This window comes from Clostridium sp. BL-8 (genome assembly GCF_002006495.1).
In the GTDB taxonomy this organism is placed as follows: Bacteria; Bacillota; Clostridia; order Clostridiales; family Clostridiaceae; genus Clostridium.
Map to the genome: position 1 here is coordinate 1 of NZ_LZZL01000007.1, position 20,310 is coordinate 20,310.

Below are 20,310 nucleotides of genomic sequence, written 5' to 3' on the forward strand. Positions count from 1 at the left end.
TTAAAATATCTTGCAATTGAGATCATAGATGTGCATGAAAAATTTATAAAAGAGAGAACTTTATTTGTAGAAAGTAGAAGGTAGAGATTATATATAAGCAAATTAAAAGAAGAAAATGGAGTGTGAAACAATGAAGAAGCTAGGAATTTCAGTTTATCCAAGCCATAGCAATATAACTCAAATTGTAAATTATATTCATTTGGCTGGAAAATATGGATTTAAAAGAATATTTACATGTTTAATCTCTATAGCGGATAGAAATATAGAAGATATAATATCGGAATTTAAAGTTATTACAAAAGCTGCAAAGGAAGAAAATATGGAGATCATTGCAGATTTAGAGCCGAACATATTTAAAAAATTAGGCGCTTCTATTTATGATTTGAAAGTATTTAAAGATATTGGATTAGATGGGATAAGATTAGATATGGGCTTTAGCGGACAGGAAGAAGCAATTATGAGTTTTAATGAATACGGATTAAAAATAGAATTAAATATGAGTAATGGAACAAAGTATATTGATAATATTTTATCTTATCAAGCTAATCCAAATAATTTGTATGGATGTCATAATTTTTATCCACACAAATATACAGGAATTTCTCTTGAACATTTTATAAAATGCTCAAAACAGTTTAAAGAACTCGGGTTAAACACAGCAGCATTTGTAAATTCAAAAGATGCTAAGTATGGTCCGTGGCCAGTTTCAGAAGGCCTATGTACATTAGAAATTCATAGAAATCTGGCAATAGATGTACAAGCTAAACATTTTTTAGCTACTGGATTAATTGATGATGTAATTATAGCAAATTCTTTTGCATCAGAAGAGGAACTTGAATTATTGAGCAAATTAAATAAAGAAAAATTGACATTTAAAGTAAGCTTTAATGATAGCGCAACAGAATTAGATAAGAAAATTGTTCTGGAAGAATATCATTTTACCAGAGGAGATGTTTCTGAATACATGATACGGTCTACACAAAGTAGAGTTAAGTACAAAGGAGAAAGTTTTCCAGCAGCAAATACTGTTGATATTAGACGAGGAGATATATTGATTGATTCGGATTTATACACTAGGTATGCAGGTGAGCTTCAAGTCGCTTTAAAAGATATGAAGAATTCAGGTAAGACTAATGTGATAGGCAGGATAGCGGATGATGAAATATTTTTATTAGATTATATCAAACCTTGGATAAACTTTGGCTTTAGGATAAATTAATATTTTTATAATAAAGGGGGAATTTTATTTATGAACAAATTTTTTGAGTGGATGGAAGAACATTTTGTTCCTATAGCATCCAGAATTGGCTCTCAGAGGCATCTAGTGGCAATCCGTGATGGCTTTGCTACAATCACACCTTTAATAATTGCAGGTGCCTTTGCGGTATTGTTTAATAACTTAGGATTTAAAGGGTATCAAAATTTCATGAACTGGTTATTACCAACAGGTTGGACAGCTTGGGGTGGTGCTATATGGAATGGTTCTTTTGGCGTTATGTCAATATTAATTGTATTTACAATATCATATCATTTAGCAACATCATACGATAAAGATGGACTAGCAGCCGGAATTGTAGTAACAGCAGCCTCAATAATTTTGTATTCAACAACTCCTGACGGGGCATTTCCAATGACATTTTTAGGTTCACAAGGTTTGTTTATTGCATTAATAGTAGCATTAGTTGGCACAGAAATCTTTGTTAAATTAATAGGTAATCCTAGATTAGTAATAAAAATGCCTGAGGGGGTACCACCAGCAGTTGCTAAATCATTTGCAGCTTTATTTCCATCAATTATAATTTTAGCAATAGCAGCAGGTGTTAAGGAATTATTTATGTTAATACATGTAGCAGATATACATCAAGCTTTATTTTTTACATTACAAAAACCATTGCAAGGAATTGTAGGAAGTTTAGGTGGGGTTCTCATAATAGTTTTCTTAATACAATTATTATGGTTCTTTGGATTGCATGGAGCTAATATACTTGCACCGGTTATAAATGCTTTATTGCTTCCATTACTTTTGGCTAATACAGATAAACTAAATGCTGGATTGCAGCCAGAAAATATATTAAATAGTCAATTTTTGGATTCTTATGTGAATATGGGAGGTTCAGGAACTACTATAGGATTATTAATTGCCGTATATATTTTAAGAAAGAGGGCAGGATCTCAACAAAGAATGATTGCTAATTTAGGTATTGGACCAGGATGCTTTAATATTAATGAACCCGTAATTTTTGGTTTTCCAATAGTTTTAAATCCTATGTACTTCTTTCCATTTATTCTTGCTCCAATGGCTTCTGTATTAATAGCATATATGCTAACAGCAATAGGATTTGTACCAAAGGTATCATTAATGGCAGGATGGACAACACCACCAGTTTTAGGAGCAATAATATCTACTAATTCAATTATGGGAGGAGTTACAGCTTTAATATGCTTGGTTGTAAGTGTACTAATATATATGCCATTTGTATACGCTGCAGGAAGGCAAGCAACCGCTGGAGAAGAAGCTTCGAAAAGTATTAATATGTAAGTTTAATTAAGTGTAAAATTCCACAATTAACTGTAAAACTGCACAAATTGACAAGCATAATCGTTAGTGATATAATAAGCAAATATAATTTGGTTTTATACTAATTAATGTACGCAATGGGGCGGATTCTTTTGAATCTGCCTTTTAATTTTATGTAAAATTTTTGAAATTTGCATGGTAAAATATTTTTCAATCTCTACTTTACAATAAAATATATATTACGTTAAAATGAATATAAAAAAGTAGAATTATTTAACATAAAAATAATATATTTTACAAGGTAAGGAATTATAAATTAAATTTTTAATTCAAAGAACATAAAAGAAAAGATTGAGACTTTTATAATGAAATATGTTTTAATAAATGTGATGCTAGAAATTTTAAACGTAACAATTTAAATTTATATAAATATTAAGTGGTAATAACCTTATGATTTAGAATAAATAAAAGGTATTTTAATTTAGTGAAGAATGAGGTTGCCAGATACATAATATATTAAAATTAAGTGTATTATAATAATTAATAAAAAGGGTGGGAGCATGAGTACAATTATTGATTCAGCAGTCATAATAAAGTCTTACAATAACAATATAGTTTCTGTAAAAATGAATGAGAAGGAACGAGTACTTTTTGGCAAGGGCATTGGATTTGGAAAGAAGCTTGGAGATGTTATTGAAAAAGGTACTGAAGTTGAGAAAATATTTGTTATTGAAGATGAGGATAATTTAAGAAATTTCAAGCAGGTAATTGAAAATGTTGATGAAGAATTTTTAATTTTATGTGAAAAAATGATATCTTATATAGAAGCTGAATTAAAAGAAAATTTGGATGAAAGAATACACATTGCATTAGTAGATCATCTAAATTTTGCACTAAAAAGACTGTCAAATAACGAAGAAATAGAAAATCCTTTCATAGTAGAAATTAAAGCTTTATATCCTAAAGAATATACATTAGGAGAAAAAGTTGCAGAAATTTTACAAAATGAAACGAAGGTAAGTATTCCAATTGGTGAAATTGGGTTTATAGCATTGCATATACACTCAGCTAGAAATTCTGGAAAAGTATCAAATACAATAAAAAATACATATTTAATAAATTCTATAATTGGCTTTATAGAAGAGAAGATAGGAATACAAATAGATAAAACGTCTTTGGATTATGCAAGGTTCTTAACCCACTTGAAATTTGCAATAAAGAGAATAGCAGCAGATATATCAATCAAAAATGATTTTATAAAAGAAATAAAGTCCAAGTATAAATTATCATATAAAATAGCAAAGGGAGTATCCAATATACTGATAGATAGATTGGAAAAAGATATTGCTGAAGATGAGATAGCATATTTGGCAATGCATATAGAAAGATTTAGAAGGGCTACTATAGAGGTATAAAAAATAGCTAACATATAAAAAATATGTTAGCTGTTTTTTATAAACTAAAAGTAACTACTTCACTTTTACCTGCAACTACATCTTTATTAACATCAGCTTTTAAATCTTTTACTACATCCATATTTGTAACTAAAACAGGAGTTATCAAAGAAAAACCTTTGCTTAATATAAAATCTCTATCTATTTTTATAATTGGTGTTCCAGCTTTAACTTTAGTTCCAGCTTCAACTAATTGTTCAAAGCCCTCACCATTTAAGGAAACAGTATCAATTCCTATATGAACTAGCAATTCAACGCCATTATCTAATGCTAAGGCAAATGCATGTTTAGTATTAAATACAAGAGCTAGATGTCCATCAGCAGGTGCGACTATGACATCACCAGTAGGATCTATAGCAACTCCATCCCCAGCCATTCTTTCTGCAAAAACTTGGTCAGGTACCTGTGATAAATCTATTGTTTTACCAGTTACAGGAGCTAATAATGTTGTTTCATTTGTTGTATTCTTTTTGAAAAAATTAAACATATTTTATATTCCTATAGTTACTAGGAATAGTCACTTCCTTTCCTTTGTTATTTCATGTGTATTAGTAATAAAAAAAAGCATAAGCTTCCCGAAAAAACGTAAACTTATGCCTGATTTAACAGTAACACATCTATATTGATAATTATATTATTTTAAATTATTAGTGTCAATAATAAAAAAAATCAAAAAGGTATTGATTATATAGAAAAATTAAGGTAAGATATGTATAAGAAAAATGTGTAGGCGTGTAACCGATTAAAGTGGGCATTAGCTGAAAAGGATAAATTTTTAATTATCCTTTTCGGCTTTTTTATTTTCTATAATTATAGTAAATAAAAAAGTCTTTTTTTATTCTTTAAGAAGTTATATTAAGCTTTATATCCACTTGTGATTTTGTTCTTAATTATGTATTTTAGGATATAAAATCCTTAAAATAAAATTTTATATATCATATATGATGAAAGGGGAATTATATTATTATGATGAAGTATTTACAAAAACTAGGGAAATCACTAATGCTTCCAGTAGCTTGTTTACCTGTTGCTAGTATATTAATGGGTATTGGTTACTGGCTTGATCCTACAGGCTGGGGAGCAAACAACGTAGTTTCAGCCTTTTTAATTACAGCGGGTGGTGCACTAATTAATAACATGGGAATTTTATTTGCAATTGGTGTAGCAATCGGAATGGCAGATGACGGTGATGGTACAGCAGCTCTAGCAGGTCTTGTTGCATGGCTTATGATTACAACTTTATTATCACCAGCATCTGTTGGAATGTTTAGACATATTGATGTTAAGGAAGTACCAGCTGCTTTTGGAAAGATTCAAACACAATTTATTGGTATTTTATCAGGTTTAATTGGTGCATCTTGCTATAACAGATTTAAGGGGGTTAAATTGCCAGATGCATTAGGTTTCTTTAGTGGAAAAAGATGTGTTGCTATTGTAACAGCATTATATTCAATTGTTGCATCAATAATATTATTTTTCGCATGGCCTATTATATTTGGAGGATTAGTAGCTTTTGGTGAAGCTATTATATCTACAGGTGCAGTTGGAGCAGGTATTTATGCATTCTTTAATAGATTATTAATACCATTCGGTCTTCACCATGCACTTAACTCTGTATTCTGGTTTGATGTAGCTGGAATTAATGATATTGGTAAGTTCTGGGGAACTACTGGCGGAGGAGTAAAAGGTCAAACAGGTATGTATATGACTGGATTCTTCCCAGTAATGATGTTTGGTTTGCCAGCAGGTGCTTTAGCTATGTATCATACAGCTAAAGATAAAAAGAAAAAAGTAGTTTATGGTTTATTATTGGCAGCAGCATTATCTTCATTCTTCACTGGTGTTACAGAACCATTAGAATTTGCATTTATGTTCTTAGCTCCAGGATTATACGTAGTTCATGCAGGTTTAACAGGACTTTCAGCATTCGTATGTACATTATTACCAGTAAGAGCTGGATTTAACTTTAGTGCTGGATTTGTAGATTGGTTCTTAAGTTTCCAAGCTCCAATGGCTGAAAATCCACTTATGTTAATTCCAATTGGTTTAGTTGTTGGTGTAATTTACTATGTTGTATTCCGTATAGTAATCACAAAGTTTAACTTAAAGACACCAGGTAGAGAAGATGATGATGCAGATGAAGTTAATGTAAAACTTTCAAATGATAACTTCACAGAAGTAGCAGCTGTCATATTAAGAGGTGTTGGTGGAAAGGAAAATATAACTTCTATTGATAACTGTGTAACTAGATTGCGTTTAGAAGTTAAAGATCAATCATTAGTAGATGAAAAGGTTATTAAATCTGCAGGAATATCAGGCGTAATTAGGCCAGGAAAAACAAGTGTACAAGTCGTTGTAGGAACACAAGTACAATTTGTTGCAGATGAATTTAGAAAGCTATGTAAATAAAAAATTATATCATAATTTATAAAACATATCTTAAGTAAAAGTATCAGAGAGTGAAAAAGAGAAGTTTGTGAATCATAATGGATTCGTAAAAAATGTTCTCTTTTTCACTTTTTTTATTTTTGAGTTTATACTTGAAAAGTATAAGAAAAGTATTTAAAGTAGAGTTAGTACATAAAAGTAAGAGGCGTTTTAAATGGGTATTAATAAGAAATAAAACGATTAGATAAAGAGGGGAGAGAGCAATGAAGTTATTAAATTCAGTAAATAAGGTGCCAGCTGGAACAATGATTATACCATTATTTGTGGCAGCTATTTTAAATACACTTTGTCCATGGATTTTAAGGATAGGTAGTTATAGCCAAGCGCTGCTTTCTGATGATGGATTAAGAATTATAATGTTTTTAACTTTATTATTTACAGGAACTCAGATGAAAGTAAAAGACATTCCAGAAGCGTTAAAACGTGGAGGTAGTCATGTTCTATTTAAATATTTAGCAGGAGCAGGTGCATATATTCTTGTATTTCATTTCTTTGGATATGAAGGTATTTTAGGAGTATGCAGCTTATCATTATTATGTGCTTTAACAAACAATAATGGCAGCTTATATATGGGGCTCATGGAGAATTATGGAGATCATGCTGACATTGTAGCAAGATCCATGTTTAATTTAAATTCAGGGCCTATGTTATCACTAATGACTATAGGGGTTTCAGGTGCTAGTTTCATCAGTTGGCAGGAATATGCGACTATTTTGCTGCCAATATGTATAGGGATTTTACTATCAAGTATTGACGAAGAAATTAGAGTAGCTACAAAAACAGGTAATGCATTAATATTACCAATAATGGGATTTATATTAGGCGCTAATATTGATCTTGAGAAAGTTATAACAGCTGGATTTAGCGGGATTTTACTTTTTATTATAGTAATGCTTGTAACCGGGCCAGTTGCGTTTATTGTAGATCGTTTTATATTAAAAAGGCCGGGATATGGTGGAATGGCAACCGTATCTGTTGCAGGAAACACTATTGCAGTACCAGCGATGATTGGACAAATAGTACCTGCTTTTCTTCCATATGTAAAGGTGGCAACTATACAGATATCCTGTGCAGCCATTTTATCTGCAGTTTTATGTCCTTTTGTTGTGCAGTGGTTTGCAAAGCACTTTGGATGCCCTAAATATGAAAAAGCATTTGGAAAAAATCAAGAAATACCAGCACATTAAAAGAAAATATTGAAAAACTTTTTTTTATTTTAATTAAAGTTTATAATATCTAATGTACAAATATTTTTGGATGGTGAGATACATATGGAATACATAAATGAAATTAATATAAATGAAGCAATAATTCACATATTAGATAGTAATGGGGAAGAACCTATTTTAAACGAATATAGTTTGGAATTAGATGAAGACATATATGCATTTTTATATAAGCATGTAGAAAAGTGTTTAAAAGATGATGAGCTTAAATATGGAAGATTTAATTATGAAAGAAATATAGTAAAAGAAGTTGCACAAAATTATTTAAAGGGTATAGATAATGATTTAGTTAATGTATCAAAAGAATTGGCGAGACAATTATTTTTGATAATGAAGACTAATGTGAATATTCCATCTGGGGATTTAATCATAACATCAATAACCACTGATCAAGGTCCAATGGTTGGAATACTTAAAATGGATTATGTTAAAAATTTTACTCATGAAGTTCAGTTTATTGATGAAAAAATAGGAATAGGAATAGTGCCACAGGTAGCAGGTCTTCCAGGTAGTGGGCAAAAGATTCAAAAAGCTGCATTTATTAAGCCAATTAAAGATACAGATAGATACAACCTGATGATTTTAGATAAACAAAGAAGCGGTAAAGAAGATGAATATGGAGCAAACTATTTTATAAATACATTTTTAGGTGCCAATATAGTTACAAATGAAAGAGATATGACCAGAACTTTTGTAAAGGCGGCTGAAAACTGGACTAGAAAAAATATTACAGAAGATGCAGGAAAGGCAGAAGAGATTAGAACAGCCATTAAAACTAAGCTTAAAGGAGAAGACACAATAAATATTGATGATTTTTCAGCAGAGTTATTTAATGAGCAGCCAGAAGTAAAAGAGGGATTTTCAAGTTATATAAAGCAGCAAGGGCTAAATGAAGAAGTAGCAGTCGATAAGGCTTGGGTTGAGAAAAAATTAAAAAGAGTCAGACTTAATATTGATAAGCAAATTGATTTGTACATAAATGAAAACACTTACCATGATTCAAGTAAATTTGAAATACAAAGAAATGGCGATGGAACAATAAATTTAATAGTGAAAAATGTAATTAATTATATTGAAAAATAATTATATGTTACATAATAATAAAACTTTAGTCTATTTAGTGAGGCTAGAGTTTTATTTATGTATATTAAATTAAATATACTTTAGGAGAATGTAATTATAATTTTGCGGAATAATATTCTAGAGACTATTTATAGCATCTTGAAAAATAATATGAAAACTTGAATTAAGATATATATAAAATGGAGGAGAATATTATGAAGAAAAAATATAATGGATTATCTGCAGGACATCTTACTATGATGGCACTTGGGAGTATAATAGGGGGATCGTTTTTTCTAGGTTCGTCGGTTGCTATTAACGCAGCAGGGCCTTCTATTGTGATATCTTACGTATTAGGAGGGTTCATGGTATATTTTATACTTTATGCTTTATCGGAAATGACTGTGGCCAATCCTGATTCGGGATCTTTTAGAACATTTGCGACGCAAGCCTTTGGACCAGGGATGGGATTTGTTGTTGGTTGGGTTTATTGGGTTGGAATGATCCTTTCAATGTCTAGTGAGGCTACCGCTGTATCTATTTTGCTGCAGGATTGGATTCCAAATATATCAATAGCTATTGGCGGAACTATAATAATAACAGGCGTAACACTGCTTAATCTTTTAGGAGCTGATAAATTAAGTAAGCTTACTAGCGGGCTTTCTGCAATAAAATTGCTAACTATAGTTTCATTTATAATTATTTCAGTATTATTAGTAATAGGAATAATTCCAGGAAAAACAGCAGTAGGTGCAGGAGAGTTAATGCGTGAGCCGTTAATATCAGGAGGAATAGGTGGGATTGCAGGAAGCATGCTTATAGTTATTTTTGCCTATGCAGGGTTTGAAATAATTGGACTTGCGGCTTCGGAAGCAAATAATCCCAAAGAAACTATTCCAAAGGCAATTAATTATACAGTTGTAGCTCTTGTCGGTTTATATATACTTTATGTTATTGCATTACTACCATTAATTCCTACAGCTGAACTTAATGAAGATATAAGCCCAATGGTAGCGGCACTTAATAGATGGGGAATTACATGGGTAGGTAATATTATAAATTTTGTACTTATCACAGCTATACTTTCTGCATCTCTTGCATCTATGTTTGGAATTGCGAGAATGTTAAGATCTCTTGCAGATGAAGGTGATGCACCAAGTTGGTTGAAAGATAAAGGGGATATTCCTTATAAGGCGATATTATTCTCAGGCTTTTCTATGCTTTTAGGATTAGGCTTTGGATTATTATTTCCTAGAATTTATTTATTTTTAATAAGCTCTAGCGGATTTGCATTATTGTTTACTTATGCAGTAATTATGGCTACTCATATAAAATTCCGTAAAAAAAATGGATGCCCACCAGATGGAAAGTGTCAAATGCCTGGGTATCCATACACATCTTGGATAGGTCTAATAAGCATGATAGTTGTTATTTTTAGTATGCCTCTTATTCCTGATCAGGCTCCAGCGCTTATAGTGGGATTGTTAATGGTAGCATTTTTTTCATTAATTTATATGGGAATGAACTTCTTAAATAATTCGACTAAAAATGCATATATGAAGATAAATAACAGAAAATATAAATCTAAATTTTCAACAGAATTTTCAGAAGAGTTAATGGATGATGAATATGAAGAAAAGGGTAGCAAAACATGTAAAGAACAATGTGATACCTGCAATAAGAAGTAATTTCAAATAAAAAGCTAAATTTAGAAAGTATTATATTTTTAAAGTTATAAATGCTTAAAAATGGGACTGTCGAATTAAGAAAATCAGTAATAATACATTTAATTAAAATTTGAAAATCTAATTAAATGTATTGTAGTTTTTCTTCTTTGTATGATAGTCCCATTTTTCTTACATAAGTAAGAAGTATATTAATTTTTAGAAAATAATATTATTGAAATATAGCAAAGTTTAAATTTTATCGTTTGCAGTAATATTGGAGTTTGTTCTCTCGCGTTGTACTTATAGAATACTCATATATTCGTTTATTAGTTAAATAACCTATGTTTTCAATTTGCATAACAACAGATTCATTAGGTAAATCTAATAAGTTACTTTTATATTCATTTAATTTAACGGGACTCACAGTTCTAATACCATGGCTTATTTTATAATCATATTGAGATTCAATATAAGAAAGAAGACTTGCCGTACAATCCATAGCAGTAAGATTAGGAAATAGAGAATAAGGCATATAAATTTCCTCCATATGAATAGGACGTGAGTCTATATAGCGGACTCTCTTTATAAGCCAAACCTTCGAAGCTTGTTCTATTTGGAGTAATTCACTAAGTTTAGCCGAAGCTTTAGTTAATTCAAATTCTTTAACCTCTGATTTAATATTTTCTGAATTAAAATAATCTGATAGAGAAGATAAAAAAAGAATACTATTATTATAATGAGTAATATCACTGACAAAGGTTGAACCATCATCAGTTTTAAATAAATATCCTCGCTCAATTAAGTGTCCAATTGCCTTCCTTACGGTGTGTCTATTACATTCATATTTGATTGCCAATTGTGTTTCAGAAGGAATACGAGAGGCTATTGCAATTTTTTCTGATGTAATCTTTTCTATTAAGTCATTAATAATATAATCGCTTTTCAATTTTAACCTCCAAATAATAAGCTTAATAATTAAAAACATTATAACATAGGTTCAAAATTTCTTGTATAGACAGGTAATGAAAGTTGAATTTAGTGAGTTTACAATTAATATAAGACTTAGATTTTGTGAATAAGAGGAGGAATTACTGTGAAGGAAGAAAAAGCTAAAATAATTCCAAGAGGATTTCTATGGGGAAGTGCAGTTACGTCATTTCAGAGCGAAGGAGCTTCAAAAGAAGGAGGCAAAGGAATTTCTATAGTTGATAAGAGAGAAATAAAAGAAGGTTTTTCTAATTGGGAAATAGCTGTTGATTTTTATCATAGGTATAAAGAAGATATTGCATTATTTAAAGAATTAGGTATTAATAGTTATCGCACAAGTATTTCATGGACCAGAATTATCCCTGATGGTGAAGGGGAAGTAAATGAAGAAGGTTTAAAATTTTATCACGATTTATTTGATGAATTAATAGCTAATGGAATAGAGCCAGTTATTACTCTTTATCATTTTGACTTACCACAAGCTTTAGCTGAAAAATATAATGGATTTGCATCAAGAAAAGTTGTAGATTTGTTTGAAAGATATGTAAAAGTTGTATTTGAAAGTTTTAAGGATAAAGTTAAATATTGGATAACCTTTAATGAGCAGAATTTAGTACTTGTTCGTCCACAATTATGGGGTGTGACAATAACAAATGCAGTGGATAGAGAAGCACTATCTTATCAGGTATGTCACAATGTTTTTATAGCTCATGCTAAAGCTTCGAAGCTTTTACATGAAATAATTCCCGATGGTAAAATGGGTGGAATGGTTACTTATATGACAACATATCCAGCAACCTGTAAACCGGAGGATGCATTAGCAAATTTAAAATTTAAAGAATTTTTCAATGATTTATACTTTGATGTATTTACTTATGGAGAATATCCATCGTATGTAACAAGTGATTGGGAAAGGAAAAATATAAAGCCAGTATTTGAAGATGGGGATGCAGAACTCTTAAAAGAAAATACAGTTGATTATTTGAGTTTCAGTTATTATCAAAGTGCAATTGTAGAAAACTATGGAGAAGAAGATAATGATATTATGAAAGACGTTAGTCCTAATCCATTGCTAAAGAAAAATGAATGGGGATGGGCTGTTGACCCCATAGGTTTTAGAATAGCCTTAAAAGATATATATGCAAAATATAAAATGCCAATTTTTGTAACAGAAAATGGAATCGGTGTAAAAGAGGAATTAAATGAAAATAATACGGTAGAAGATGATTATAGAATAGAGTATCTAAAAGCACATATTGAGCAAATGAAGCTTGCAATGGAAGAAGGTGTAGATGTCATAGGATATTTAACCTGGGGATGTACCGATATTTTAAGCTCTCAAGGCGAAATGAAAAAAAGATATGGATTTATATTTGTCAATCGTGATGAAACCGATATGAGAGATTTAAAAAGATATAAGAAAAAAAGCTTTGACTGGTTTAAAAATGTAATTTCAACCAATGGAGAAATTTTATAGGTATACACATATAAAATAGATTTATAACTTGTAACCGATATTTTGATATATTAAAGCAGAGGATTGGATAGTGATAACTATATAGAGTTCTTTATAAATAAATAACTCATAAATTTAGCTTATGTTATATTATAATTATCTAATTAAACTAAACTTTTTTTGTATATATACTAGAAATAACATACATTTTATTCCACAGGACTTATGAAATTTTCGATGGAAAGTTCTAAGTGTGAGCGTGTACCCATTTCTGCATGTTCCAGAAACAAGTTCGTGACAAGCAATAATTCGAACAGGCTCCCATTAAGAACTTTCATCAGCTTAATTTAAAATGCCTATTTCATAAAAATGTATGTTATTTTGATAAGCTACAACATAAGTCTAAGTTTCCAAACTGGATAACCATAGTTTTTTCTTAACGTATAAAGTTAGTAGCAACTCTAGGTTCTTTTTCTGGTAATGAGATTCCAGCCTGTTTTCCTGCTTCTATAGATTTTAGAAGCCATGCCATGTTTTTGCCTAAAACTCTCATGGTTTGCATCCCCTCTAAATCTTGCTTCACTTCTTCAGGAGTATTTCCATGAACCATATTCCAGTATTGTGAAGATACAACTGGCATATTAGAAATTGTGAAATATTTATTTAATTGATCAAAAGCAGCAGTTGATCCACCACGACGGCAGCTTACGATTGCAGCACCAGGTTTTAGCCCGAATATACTTCCTCCAGCAAAGAATGCTCTATCTAAAAATGATGTGATTGCACCAGATGGAGCTGCATAATGGACAGGTGAACCAAATATAAAGCCATCAGCTTCTTTAGCCTTTTCTAAAAAAGCATTTACAACATCATCGTTAAACACACATTTACCATCTCCATTTTTATGACAGCCGCCGCAAGCTGTACATCCACGTATAGGTTTATTTCCAAGATGGAAAATTTCTGTTTCAATATTTTCTTTTTCTAATTCATTAGTTATTTCACTCAAAGCAGTATAAGTGCATCCTTGAGCTTTTGGACTACCATTAATAAGTAATACTTTCATTTAAAATCTCACCTCATTATAATCTAAGATTTTTATAGGCACATGAAAATAAATAACAAGTCTAAAATTGCCATGGATATTTTCATCAGGTAAGGAGATAAATGGCCCTTATAGCAGACCCCTCAGATATATGATTTGATTATGGTCACTTACTCTGTTAGCACTCAGGTAGCATATGCAAGTCGAGCTTCCTTTATTATGAAAAATAGACTGGCAAATTGACTTGTTATTTATTTGATTTTGCCTTAAATCCTTGTTACTACTAATATACAGTAATCCAATAGAAAAAGATATAGTTTTTAAAGAGTGTAATGGCTACCTTAAAAAAATTACTTGTTCTTAAAATATGGAGGAAATTTATTTAAAAAATTTTAAAATATGTTTTCTCAGCAAACTCTCAGTAAATTCTAATGATTTATTAAGGTTTGATTTATATAATTTAATTCATAGTTCTGGTTTTTTGTGGATTTATATTAATAAAAGTGGAATTGGTGGGTTAAACTTCAAAAGAATATAATTACCATAAAATAATACATGATATTATATAAAAATATCAAAAAAGAGGAGTGTTACTATGAAAATTAGCAGAAGAGATTTTCTAAAATGGTCTGTGGTTGCTGCAGTAGCTCTAAAAATTGACTTCGATATTGATAGAGTAAATACAGTGCTTGCAGCTGATACTGATCCGCCTGTAATCTGGTTAAATGGAGCAGGCTGTTCTGGATGTACAATATCTACTCTTAATGTTACAGATCCTACAACAATTGATGATGTACTTTTGAACAAGATAAGTATAAAGTATGATACTACTCTTATGACAGCATCAGGAGATTTAGCAATGCAGAGTCTTGATGAATGTGCCAATAACTACAATGGACAATTCATACTTGTAGTTGAAGGTGCAATACCTACAGGTGAAAGTGGGAATTATTGTATAATTGGTGAACAAAATGGAGCGCCATTAACAATGCAGCAGGCAATACTAAAATATGGGCCTATGGCAAAATATGTAGTTGCCGCAGGAACTTGCGCGTCCTTTGGTGGAGTGTCAGCTACAAGCACTAATACAACTTGTGAGCCAGTGGCAACAATATTAAGTGGAAAAACAGCTAATCCTATAATAAATCTTTCAGGATGCCCAGTTCATCCAACTGTTATGGTACAAACATTACTTGATCTTATTTTAACAGGAATGCCAACTTTAGATTCTAACAATAGACCAACTAAATATTATGGAGTCACAGTTCATCATCAATGTCCAAGAAGACCAGAAACTAAGGTAAATCAGCCAGGTGTATTTGGATGTTATGAGAAAATAGGGTGCTTGGGACCTCAATGTGATAATGTATGTCCTAGTATGAAATGGAATAATGGAGTTAATTTTTGTGTTACCTCAAATTATCCATGTATAGGTTGTGCAAATCCAACTTTCCCAACAAATCCATTGATTTCTCCGCAAGCAGTAGGAGATGGCAAAAAAGAAAATGATAAAAAAGAAGATAAACAAAACAATGAAGTAGATACTGTTTCTAGTGCTACAAGAAGATAACCGGAAATAGTGTAATCAAGCTAATAGGTTAAATCACTTTCTTAAAGGAATGATTATCTATAAATCAGTTATAAAATTAGTAATTTAGTACGAAAGGGATGATATAAATGAGTACATTAGTATTAGATCCAATAACAAGATTGGAAGGACATTTAAAAGTTAGTGTAACACTTGATTCAAATAATACTGTAACTGCAGCTCAAGCGACAGGAGGGCTTTATAGAGATTTTGAAAATCTTCTTTTAAATAGAGTGCCAAAGGATGCAGCATTTTTAACACAAAGAATATGTGGATTATGTCCTGTTTCACACGCAGTAGCGTCATCCAAGGCAATAGAACAGGCAGCTAACTTTACTCCAAGTTTACAGGCCTTACTTCTTAGAAATCTTATACAAGGGTCAAATTATCTTTCAGATCATATATTACAGTTCTATCATTTGACATTAATGGATTATATTCAAGGACCGCAAGTTCAACCATGGACTCCAGGATATAGTCAAGATCATAGATTTAATTCAAGTGATAATCAAGCATTAGTTGATAATTATATAAAAGCATTATCAATTAGAAGACAAGCACATGAGATGGGAGCGATATTTGGTGGAAAGCTTCCACACGTTGCAAATGTTGTTCCAGGAGGAGTAACCGCAATACCTTCAACAACAGATATAGATAATTTCAAAAATTGCTTAAATGAAGTAACAACTTTTATTACAAATACATATCAAGCAGATGTTAATAAGTTAGCATCAACTTATGGTGATTATTATAATGTTGGAAAAGGTTATGGTAGTCTAATAACTTATGGTGTTTTTGATATAGACACAAATGGAAACAAATTATTTCCGCAAGGTATTGTAAGCAATGGAAATATAGAAAGCTTTGATCAATCTAACATTCAAGAATATGTAGGACATTCATGGTATTCATCGAAATCTGGAGTAAATCCTGCTGCAGAAGATACGATACCGGATTATGGAAAATCAGGAGCATATACTTGGCTTAAGGCTCCAAGATATGAGGGACAACCTTATGAAGCAGGTCCTTTAGCAAGAACATGGATAAGCGGTGATTATAAGAATGGTGTATCAGTTATGGATAGACACATGGCAAGATACATTGAAACAGCTAAAATTGCAAGTAATATGAGTGCATGGATTGATCAAGTAGAAACAGGTACAAGTGGATATACAGATATAGGAACTCCGTCTTTAGGAAACGGAGTAGGTCTAACCGAAGCACCAAGAGGAGCACTTGGACATTGGGTGTCAGTATCAGGATCAAAGATATCGAAATATCAAATTATTACTCCAACATGTTGGAATGCATCACCAATGGATGATAATGGTAATGCTGGACCAATTGAAAAAGCTTTAATAGGAACTCATGTAGCAGATACAACTCAACCTGTAGAATTATTAAGAATTGTTCATTCTTTTGATCCATGCACAGGATGTTCAGTACATGTAATGTCACCAGATGGAGTTGAAATGTCTAAATTCATAGTAGAAACTTTAGGAGTTTAATTTATGAAGGATACTGCCATCATTGGAATAGGAAATATACTTTTAAAGGATGATGGTGTAGGAGTTTATGTTATAAGGAAATTAGAAGATGAAAAGCTTCCAGCTACTGTTGAATTAGTAGATGGAGGTACCTCTACATTAGATACATTAAGTTATTTTTTAGAATATAACAAAGTAATAGTTGTAGATTGCTTAAGGGCAGGGCATAAACCTGGCACTATTTATAAGATTAATCCAGAAGAGATTAAAGACTATAAACAAGAAAACTTGTCAATACATGATGTTCAGATATTAGATGTAGTTAAGATGGCAAATATGCTAGCTAAATTTCCCAAAGTTGTAATATTCGGAGTAGAACCTGAAGAAATATGTTTAGATACAGAAATGACTGACAATATAAAAAATAAAATACCAGAAATTATAAAACATATTAAAGTTGAGCTAAATAATAAAGATGATTAATTATAAGTTAGGTGAGTGCTATGCATGAAGTTTCAATTATGGAAAATGCAATAAAAATTGTTCAAGAGAAAGCAAAAGAAAACAATTTAAAGAATATATCTAAAATAACTATAAAGGTCGGAAAACTTTCTGGAGTAATGCCAGAAGCTTTAGAGTTTGCATTTCAAGGCTTATCAAAAGGAACAATGGCTGAAGGTGCACAGTTTTTAATAGAAAAAGTTAATGCAACGGCTAAATGTGATGATTGCAAAATTACATTTGAAATAGATCATTTTAATAAATTATGCCCTAAATGTAATAAATTCTGCACTAATATTTTAAGTGGATATGAACTTTATATAAATACAATTGAAGGAGAGTAAAAAAGAATGAGTGAAATTAAAGTAGTAACTAATATACTTCAAACCAATGATGAAATAACAGCAAAAAATAAAAAAGTGTTAGATGAAAAAGGAATTTATGTTATTAACTTAATGAGTTCTCCTGGATCAGGAAAGACTTCAATACTTGAAAAAGTTATTACAAAGTTAAAAGCTGAATTAAAAATTGCCGTAATTGAAGGCGATATTTATACGACTAAAGATGCTGAAAGAATTGAAGCACAGGGAGTACAAGTTGTGCAGATAAATACTGGAGGAGCATGCCATTTAGATGGTGATATGATTAAAAATTCATTAGATTCATTGAATCTTGAAGGTATTGATCTTCTTGTAATAGAGAATGTTGGGAATCTTGTATGTCCTGCTGAATTTGAAATAGGTGAAGACATAAAAATTTGTGTATTAAGCACAACAGAAGGAAATGATAAGCCTCTTAAATATCCTTTAATGTTTGAAAAAAGCAGTGCAGTTATTTTGAATAAAATAGACTTGCTTCCATTTACTAATTTCAATAAGGAAGAATTTTATAAAGACATAAATTCTTTAAATGCCAATGCTGAAACCTTTGAAACAAATTGCATCAAAGATGAAGGCATTGACGAATTTTGCTCATGGTTAAAAGGAAAGGTTGCTGAAAAGCGAAACAAATAAAAAAATTATAGAAACCATTCAGCTGCAGATTTTTACACATCTGATCTTCGAATGTAGGTGAGAAAAAATCTGGCGGCGAATATATTTTTAGGAGGAGAGGAATATGCCAAGAATAGGATTTCCAGAATTAATAATAATATTAGTGATTGCTTTAGTGATCTTTGGACCAGGAAAGCTACCATCAGTAGGTAAGTCTGTTGGAGAAGCTATTAAAGAATTTAAGAAAGCTTCAAGTGATCTTACAAAGGGGGAAGCTATTGTTACTGCTGATAAAACTGAAGAGAAGAAAGAAGAAAAGCAGGAGTAAAAATGTATGATAAAGAGTGAACAGATTGTTCAGATAGTACATGTTTTAGAAAAAATCAGAAAAGTAATAATAGCAATAATTGTGATTATAGCTATTGCTACAGGAGTTATGTATTTTAGGGCTGATTATATTATTAGTATGTTAGTTAAGCCGCTTGATGGAAATAATCTATATTTCATAACTCCTACTGATGGATTTATGGCAAAAATGAAAGTTGCATTTTTAGGAGGGGTTGTCGTTTCCTCTCCCATAATAACTTATTTATTAGTATATATAGGTGCTTCAAAAATAAATAAAAAGATCAGAAGACTGCTTTACTTTGTCATAATTCCATTTGCAGTAGCACTATTTATAGGAGGAATTTTATTTGGATATAAGCTTTTATTGCCGTCAACTATAAGATTTTTATTAGATTGTGGTAATGAATTTATGCAGGCAAATTTGTCTGGTAATGATTATTTTTCGTTTATTGGAACATTATTGCTTACTATAGGCTTGCTTTTTGAACTTCCTCTTATTCTTATTGCTTTATCAAGAATAAAAATAGTCAACTCTAGAATGCTAAAAAGTAAGAGAAAATTTGCGATAATGGCTGCACTAATAACTGTAGCTTTTATTGCCCCTTCTTTAGACGCTATGACTTTTATATTAGTGACTATGCCTATAATTGCTTTATATGAAATCAGTATTTGGTGTATTTGTTTACTAGAAAAAAAAGATAAGGCAGCTGAAATACAATAAAGAAGTTTATTTAAATATTAATTTTAGAGGTAATTGTATGGCTAATGAAAAAATAAAGGAAATGTCTGTAGTAGATCACCTCAGTGAGCTAAGAAAAAGATTAATAATTATTATTATATCAATAGCTGTAGTAGCAGGAATAATATATGATAAAGTTTATTATTTAATCAAGATATTGATGTATCCTATATCCAGGTTTAATTTAAATCTTGTTTATTTTTCTATAACAGACGGTTTTATAACTAGAATGGAAGTATCAATATTTGCTGGAGCTATAATTGTAAGTCCAATAATATTATATGAGATTGCAGCTTTTATCAATCCTGGACTTACTGGCAAAGAAAAAAGTTTGTTATATAAAAATTTATTTTTTATAGGTATTTTATTTCTTTCCGGGATGTTTTTTGGATATATATTAATTATACCACTTGTTTTAAATTTTCTTATATCTTATGGAGAAGCCTATATGACTCCATTATTTTCTGGAAGTACGTATTTCAATTTTATAGGTATCTTCTGTTTCTTTATAGGAATTGTGTTTTTAATTCCTTATGTAATTGTCCTTTTAGGAAAAATGTCATTATTAAGTTCTAAAAGACTTAAAAAGTGGAGAAAATATATTATTTTATCAACGTTAACTCTTGAGGGGATATTTATATCTAATGCTGGTTTATTTACGTGTGTAATTTCAATTTTACCAATAATTATATTATATGAAATAAGTATATGGATTGTTTATTTTGTGGAAAGAAAAAATGAGGAGAAGTAGAGGTTGAAATATAAAACTCTACGTACCAAGAAAGAGACAAT

19 protein-coding genes are annotated in these 20,310 nt (G+C 30.7%); 16 read left to right on the forward strand and 3 right to left on the reverse strand.

Annotated features, from left to right (window positions below; translation table 11 throughout):
* The first annotated feature begins 130 nt into the window (after positions 1 to 130).
* The 3 genes from CLOBL_RS02900 to CLOBL_RS02910 all read left to right on the forward strand — a co-directional run bounded on the left by CLOBL_RS02900 (position 131) and on the right by CLOBL_RS02910 (position 3,933).
* Entirely contained in the window at positions 131 to 1,219 is a 1,089-nt protein-coding gene (locus tag CLOBL_RS02900) for a MupG family TIM beta-alpha barrel fold protein (RefSeq protein WP_077857635.1), read from the forward strand.
* A 30-nt stretch (positions 1,220 to 1,249) separates the two neighbouring features.
* Positions 1,250 to 2,539, forward strand: coding sequence for a PTS sugar transporter subunit IIC (locus CLOBL_RS02905; RefSeq protein WP_077857636.1), 1,290 nt, complete (start codon positions 1,250 to 1,252; stop codon positions 2,537 to 2,539).
* Between the two features lie 539 nt (positions 2,540 to 3,078).
* Positions 3,079 to 3,933 (forward strand): PRD domain-containing protein, encoded by an 855-nt coding sequence (locus tag CLOBL_RS02910; RefSeq protein ID WP_077857637.1) that lies wholly within the window; start codon positions 3,079 to 3,081, stop codon positions 3,931 to 3,933.
* 37 nt (positions 3,934 to 3,970) lie between these two features.
* Here the strand turns inward: CLOBL_RS02910 and CLOBL_RS02915 are convergent, their stop codons facing one another.
* A complete protein-coding gene (locus CLOBL_RS02915) occupies positions 3,971 to 4,459 on the reverse strand; it encodes a PTS glucose transporter subunit IIA (RefSeq protein ID WP_077857638.1) in 489 nt (162 codons plus the stop codon).
* 479 nt (positions 4,460 to 4,938) lie between these two features.
* Here CLOBL_RS02915 and nagE point away from each other — a divergent pair, with 479 nt between their 5' ends.
* From nagE to CLOBL_RS02935, 4 genes are all read left to right on the forward strand, one after another.
* Positions 4,939 to 6,381, forward strand: a complete 1,443-nt coding sequence (gene nagE / locus CLOBL_RS02920) for an N-acetylglucosamine-specific PTS transporter subunit IIBC (RefSeq protein ID WP_077857639.1) — start codon at positions 4,939 to 4,941, stop codon at positions 6,379 to 6,381.
* 242 nt (positions 6,382 to 6,623) lie between these two features.
* Positions 6,624 to 7,607: a 2-keto-3-deoxygluconate permease gene (locus tag CLOBL_RS02925; protein WP_077857640.1), complete on the forward strand. Its 984-nt coding sequence runs from the start codon at positions 6,624 to 6,626 to the stop codon at positions 7,605 to 7,607.
* Between the two features lie 84 nt (positions 7,608 to 7,691).
* A complete protein-coding gene (locus CLOBL_RS02930; protein WP_077857641.1) occupies positions 7,692 to 8,729 on the forward strand; it encodes a nucleoid-associated protein in 1,038 nt (345 codons plus the stop codon).
* Between the two features lie 194 nt (positions 8,730 to 8,923).
* Entirely contained in the window at positions 8,924 to 10,396 is a 1,473-nt protein-coding gene (locus CLOBL_RS02935; protein ID WP_077857642.1) for an amino acid permease, read from the forward strand.
* Between the two features lie 235 nt (positions 10,397 to 10,631).
* Here the strand turns inward: CLOBL_RS02935 and CLOBL_RS02940 are convergent, their stop codons facing one another.
* On the reverse strand, positions 10,632 to 11,321 hold the full coding sequence (locus CLOBL_RS02940; protein ID WP_077857643.1) for a GntR family transcriptional regulator: 690 nt from the start codon (positions 11,319 to 11,321) through the stop codon (positions 10,632 to 10,634).
* 147 nt (positions 11,322 to 11,468) lie between these two features.
* On the opposite strand from CLOBL_RS02940, the gene CLOBL_RS02945 reads away from it, so the two are divergent.
* Positions 11,469 to 12,839, forward strand: a complete 1,371-nt coding sequence (locus CLOBL_RS02945; protein ID WP_077857644.1) for a glycoside hydrolase family 1 protein — start codon at positions 11,469 to 11,471, stop codon at positions 12,837 to 12,839.
* 415 nt (positions 12,840 to 13,254) lie between these two features.
* Here the strand turns inward: CLOBL_RS02945 and CLOBL_RS02950 are convergent, their stop codons facing one another.
* Positions 13,255 to 13,884, reverse strand: coding sequence for a flavodoxin family protein (locus tag CLOBL_RS02950; RefSeq protein WP_077857645.1), 630 nt, complete (start codon positions 13,882 to 13,884; stop codon positions 13,255 to 13,257).
* Between the two features lie 574 nt (positions 13,885 to 14,458).
* On the opposite strand from CLOBL_RS02950, the gene CLOBL_RS02955 reads away from it, so the two are divergent.
* The 8 genes from CLOBL_RS02955 to tatC all read left to right on the forward strand — a co-directional run bounded on the left by CLOBL_RS02955 (position 14,459) and on the right by tatC (position 20,269).
* On the forward strand, positions 14,459 to 15,433 hold the full coding sequence (locus CLOBL_RS02955; protein ID WP_077857646.1) for a hydrogenase small subunit: 975 nt from the start codon (positions 14,459 to 14,461) through the stop codon (positions 15,431 to 15,433).
* Between the two features lie 107 nt (positions 15,434 to 15,540).
* On the forward strand, positions 15,541 to 16,959 hold the full coding sequence (locus CLOBL_RS02960; protein ID WP_077857647.1) for a nickel-dependent hydrogenase large subunit: 1,419 nt from the start codon (positions 15,541 to 15,543) through the stop codon (positions 16,957 to 16,959).
* Between the two features lie 3 nt (positions 16,960 to 16,962).
* Complete coding sequence (locus CLOBL_RS02965; RefSeq protein ID WP_077857648.1) at positions 16,963 to 17,421, forward strand: HyaD/HybD family hydrogenase maturation endopeptidase; 459 nt, start codon at positions 16,963 to 16,965, stop codon at positions 17,419 to 17,421.
* Positions 17,422 to 17,441: 20 nt separating this feature from the next.
* On the forward strand, positions 17,442 to 17,783 hold the full coding sequence (gene hypA / locus CLOBL_RS02970; protein WP_077857649.1) for a hydrogenase maturation nickel metallochaperone HypA: 342 nt from the start codon (positions 17,442 to 17,444) through the stop codon (positions 17,781 to 17,783).
* Positions 17,784 to 17,789: 6 nt separating this feature from the next.
* Positions 17,790 to 18,452, forward strand: coding sequence for a hydrogenase nickel incorporation protein HypB (hypB, locus tag CLOBL_RS02975; protein ID WP_077857650.1), 663 nt, complete (start codon positions 17,790 to 17,792; stop codon positions 18,450 to 18,452).
* Positions 18,453 to 18,555: 103 nt separating this feature from the next.
* Complete coding sequence (gene tatA / locus CLOBL_RS02980) at positions 18,556 to 18,759, forward strand: twin-arginine translocase TatA/TatE family subunit (protein WP_077857651.1); 204 nt, start codon at positions 18,556 to 18,558, stop codon at positions 18,757 to 18,759.
* Positions 18,760 to 18,765: 6 nt separating this feature from the next.
* Positions 18,766 to 19,500: a twin-arginine translocase subunit TatC gene (locus CLOBL_RS02985; protein ID WP_077857652.1), complete on the forward strand. Its 735-nt coding sequence runs from the start codon at positions 18,766 to 18,768 to the stop codon at positions 19,498 to 19,500.
* 37 nt (positions 19,501 to 19,537) lie between these two features.
* Positions 19,538 to 20,269: a twin-arginine translocase subunit TatC gene (tatC, locus tag CLOBL_RS02990; RefSeq protein ID WP_077857653.1), complete on the forward strand. Its 732-nt coding sequence runs from the start codon at positions 19,538 to 19,540 to the stop codon at positions 20,267 to 20,269.
* Positions 20,270 to 20,310: the final 41 nt, after the last annotated feature.

Coding starts and splice junctions, on each gene's coding strand:
- hypB (WP_077857650.1), top strand. CDS start 17,790: ATGAGTGAAATTAAAGTAGTAACTAATATACTTCAAACCAATGATGAA.
- tatA (WP_077857651.1), top strand. CDS start 18,556: ATGCCAAGAATAGGATTTCCAGAATTAATAATAATATTAGTGATTGCT.
- nagE (WP_077857639.1), top strand. CDS start 4,939: ATGATGAAGTATTTACAAAAACTAGGGAAATCACTAATGCTTCCAGTA.
- CLOBL_RS02955 (WP_077857646.1), top strand. CDS start 14,459: ATGAAAATTAGCAGAAGAGATTTTCTAAAATGGTCTGTGGTTGCTGCA.
- CLOBL_RS02915 (WP_077857638.1), bottom strand. CDS start 4,459: ATGTTTAATTTTTTCAAAAAGAATACAACAAATGAAACAACATTATTA.
- CLOBL_RS02930 (WP_077857641.1), top strand. CDS start 7,692: ATGGAATACATAAATGAAATTAATATAAATGAAGCAATAATTCACATA.
- CLOBL_RS02965 (WP_077857648.1), top strand. CDS start 16,963: ATGAAGGATACTGCCATCATTGGAATAGGAAATATACTTTTAAAGGAT.
- CLOBL_RS02960 (WP_077857647.1), top strand. CDS start 15,541: ATGAGTACATTAGTATTAGATCCAATAACAAGATTGGAAGGACATTTA.
- tatC (WP_077857653.1), top strand. CDS start 19,538: ATGGCTAATGAAAAAATAAAGGAAATGTCTGTAGTAGATCACCTCAGT.
- hypA (WP_077857649.1), top strand. CDS start 17,442: ATGCATGAAGTTTCAATTATGGAAAATGCAATAAAAATTGTTCAAGAG.
- CLOBL_RS02985 (WP_077857652.1), top strand. CDS start 18,766: ATGATAAAGAGTGAACAGATTGTTCAGATAGTACATGTTTTAGAAAAA.
- CLOBL_RS02900 (WP_077857635.1), top strand. CDS start 131: ATGAAGAAGCTAGGAATTTCAGTTTATCCAAGCCATAGCAATATAACT.
- CLOBL_RS02925 (WP_077857640.1), top strand. CDS start 6,624: ATGAAGTTATTAAATTCAGTAAATAAGGTGCCAGCTGGAACAATGATT.
- CLOBL_RS02910 (WP_077857637.1), top strand. CDS start 3,079: ATGAGTACAATTATTGATTCAGCAGTCATAATAAAGTCTTACAATAAC.
- CLOBL_RS02950 (WP_077857645.1), bottom strand. CDS start 13,884: ATGAAAGTATTACTTATTAATGGTAGTCCAAAAGCTCAAGGATGCACT.
- CLOBL_RS02935 (WP_077857642.1), top strand. CDS start 8,924: ATGAAGAAAAAATATAATGGATTATCTGCAGGACATCTTACTATGATG.
- CLOBL_RS02905 (WP_077857636.1), top strand. CDS start 1,250: ATGAACAAATTTTTTGAGTGGATGGAAGAACATTTTGTTCCTATAGCA.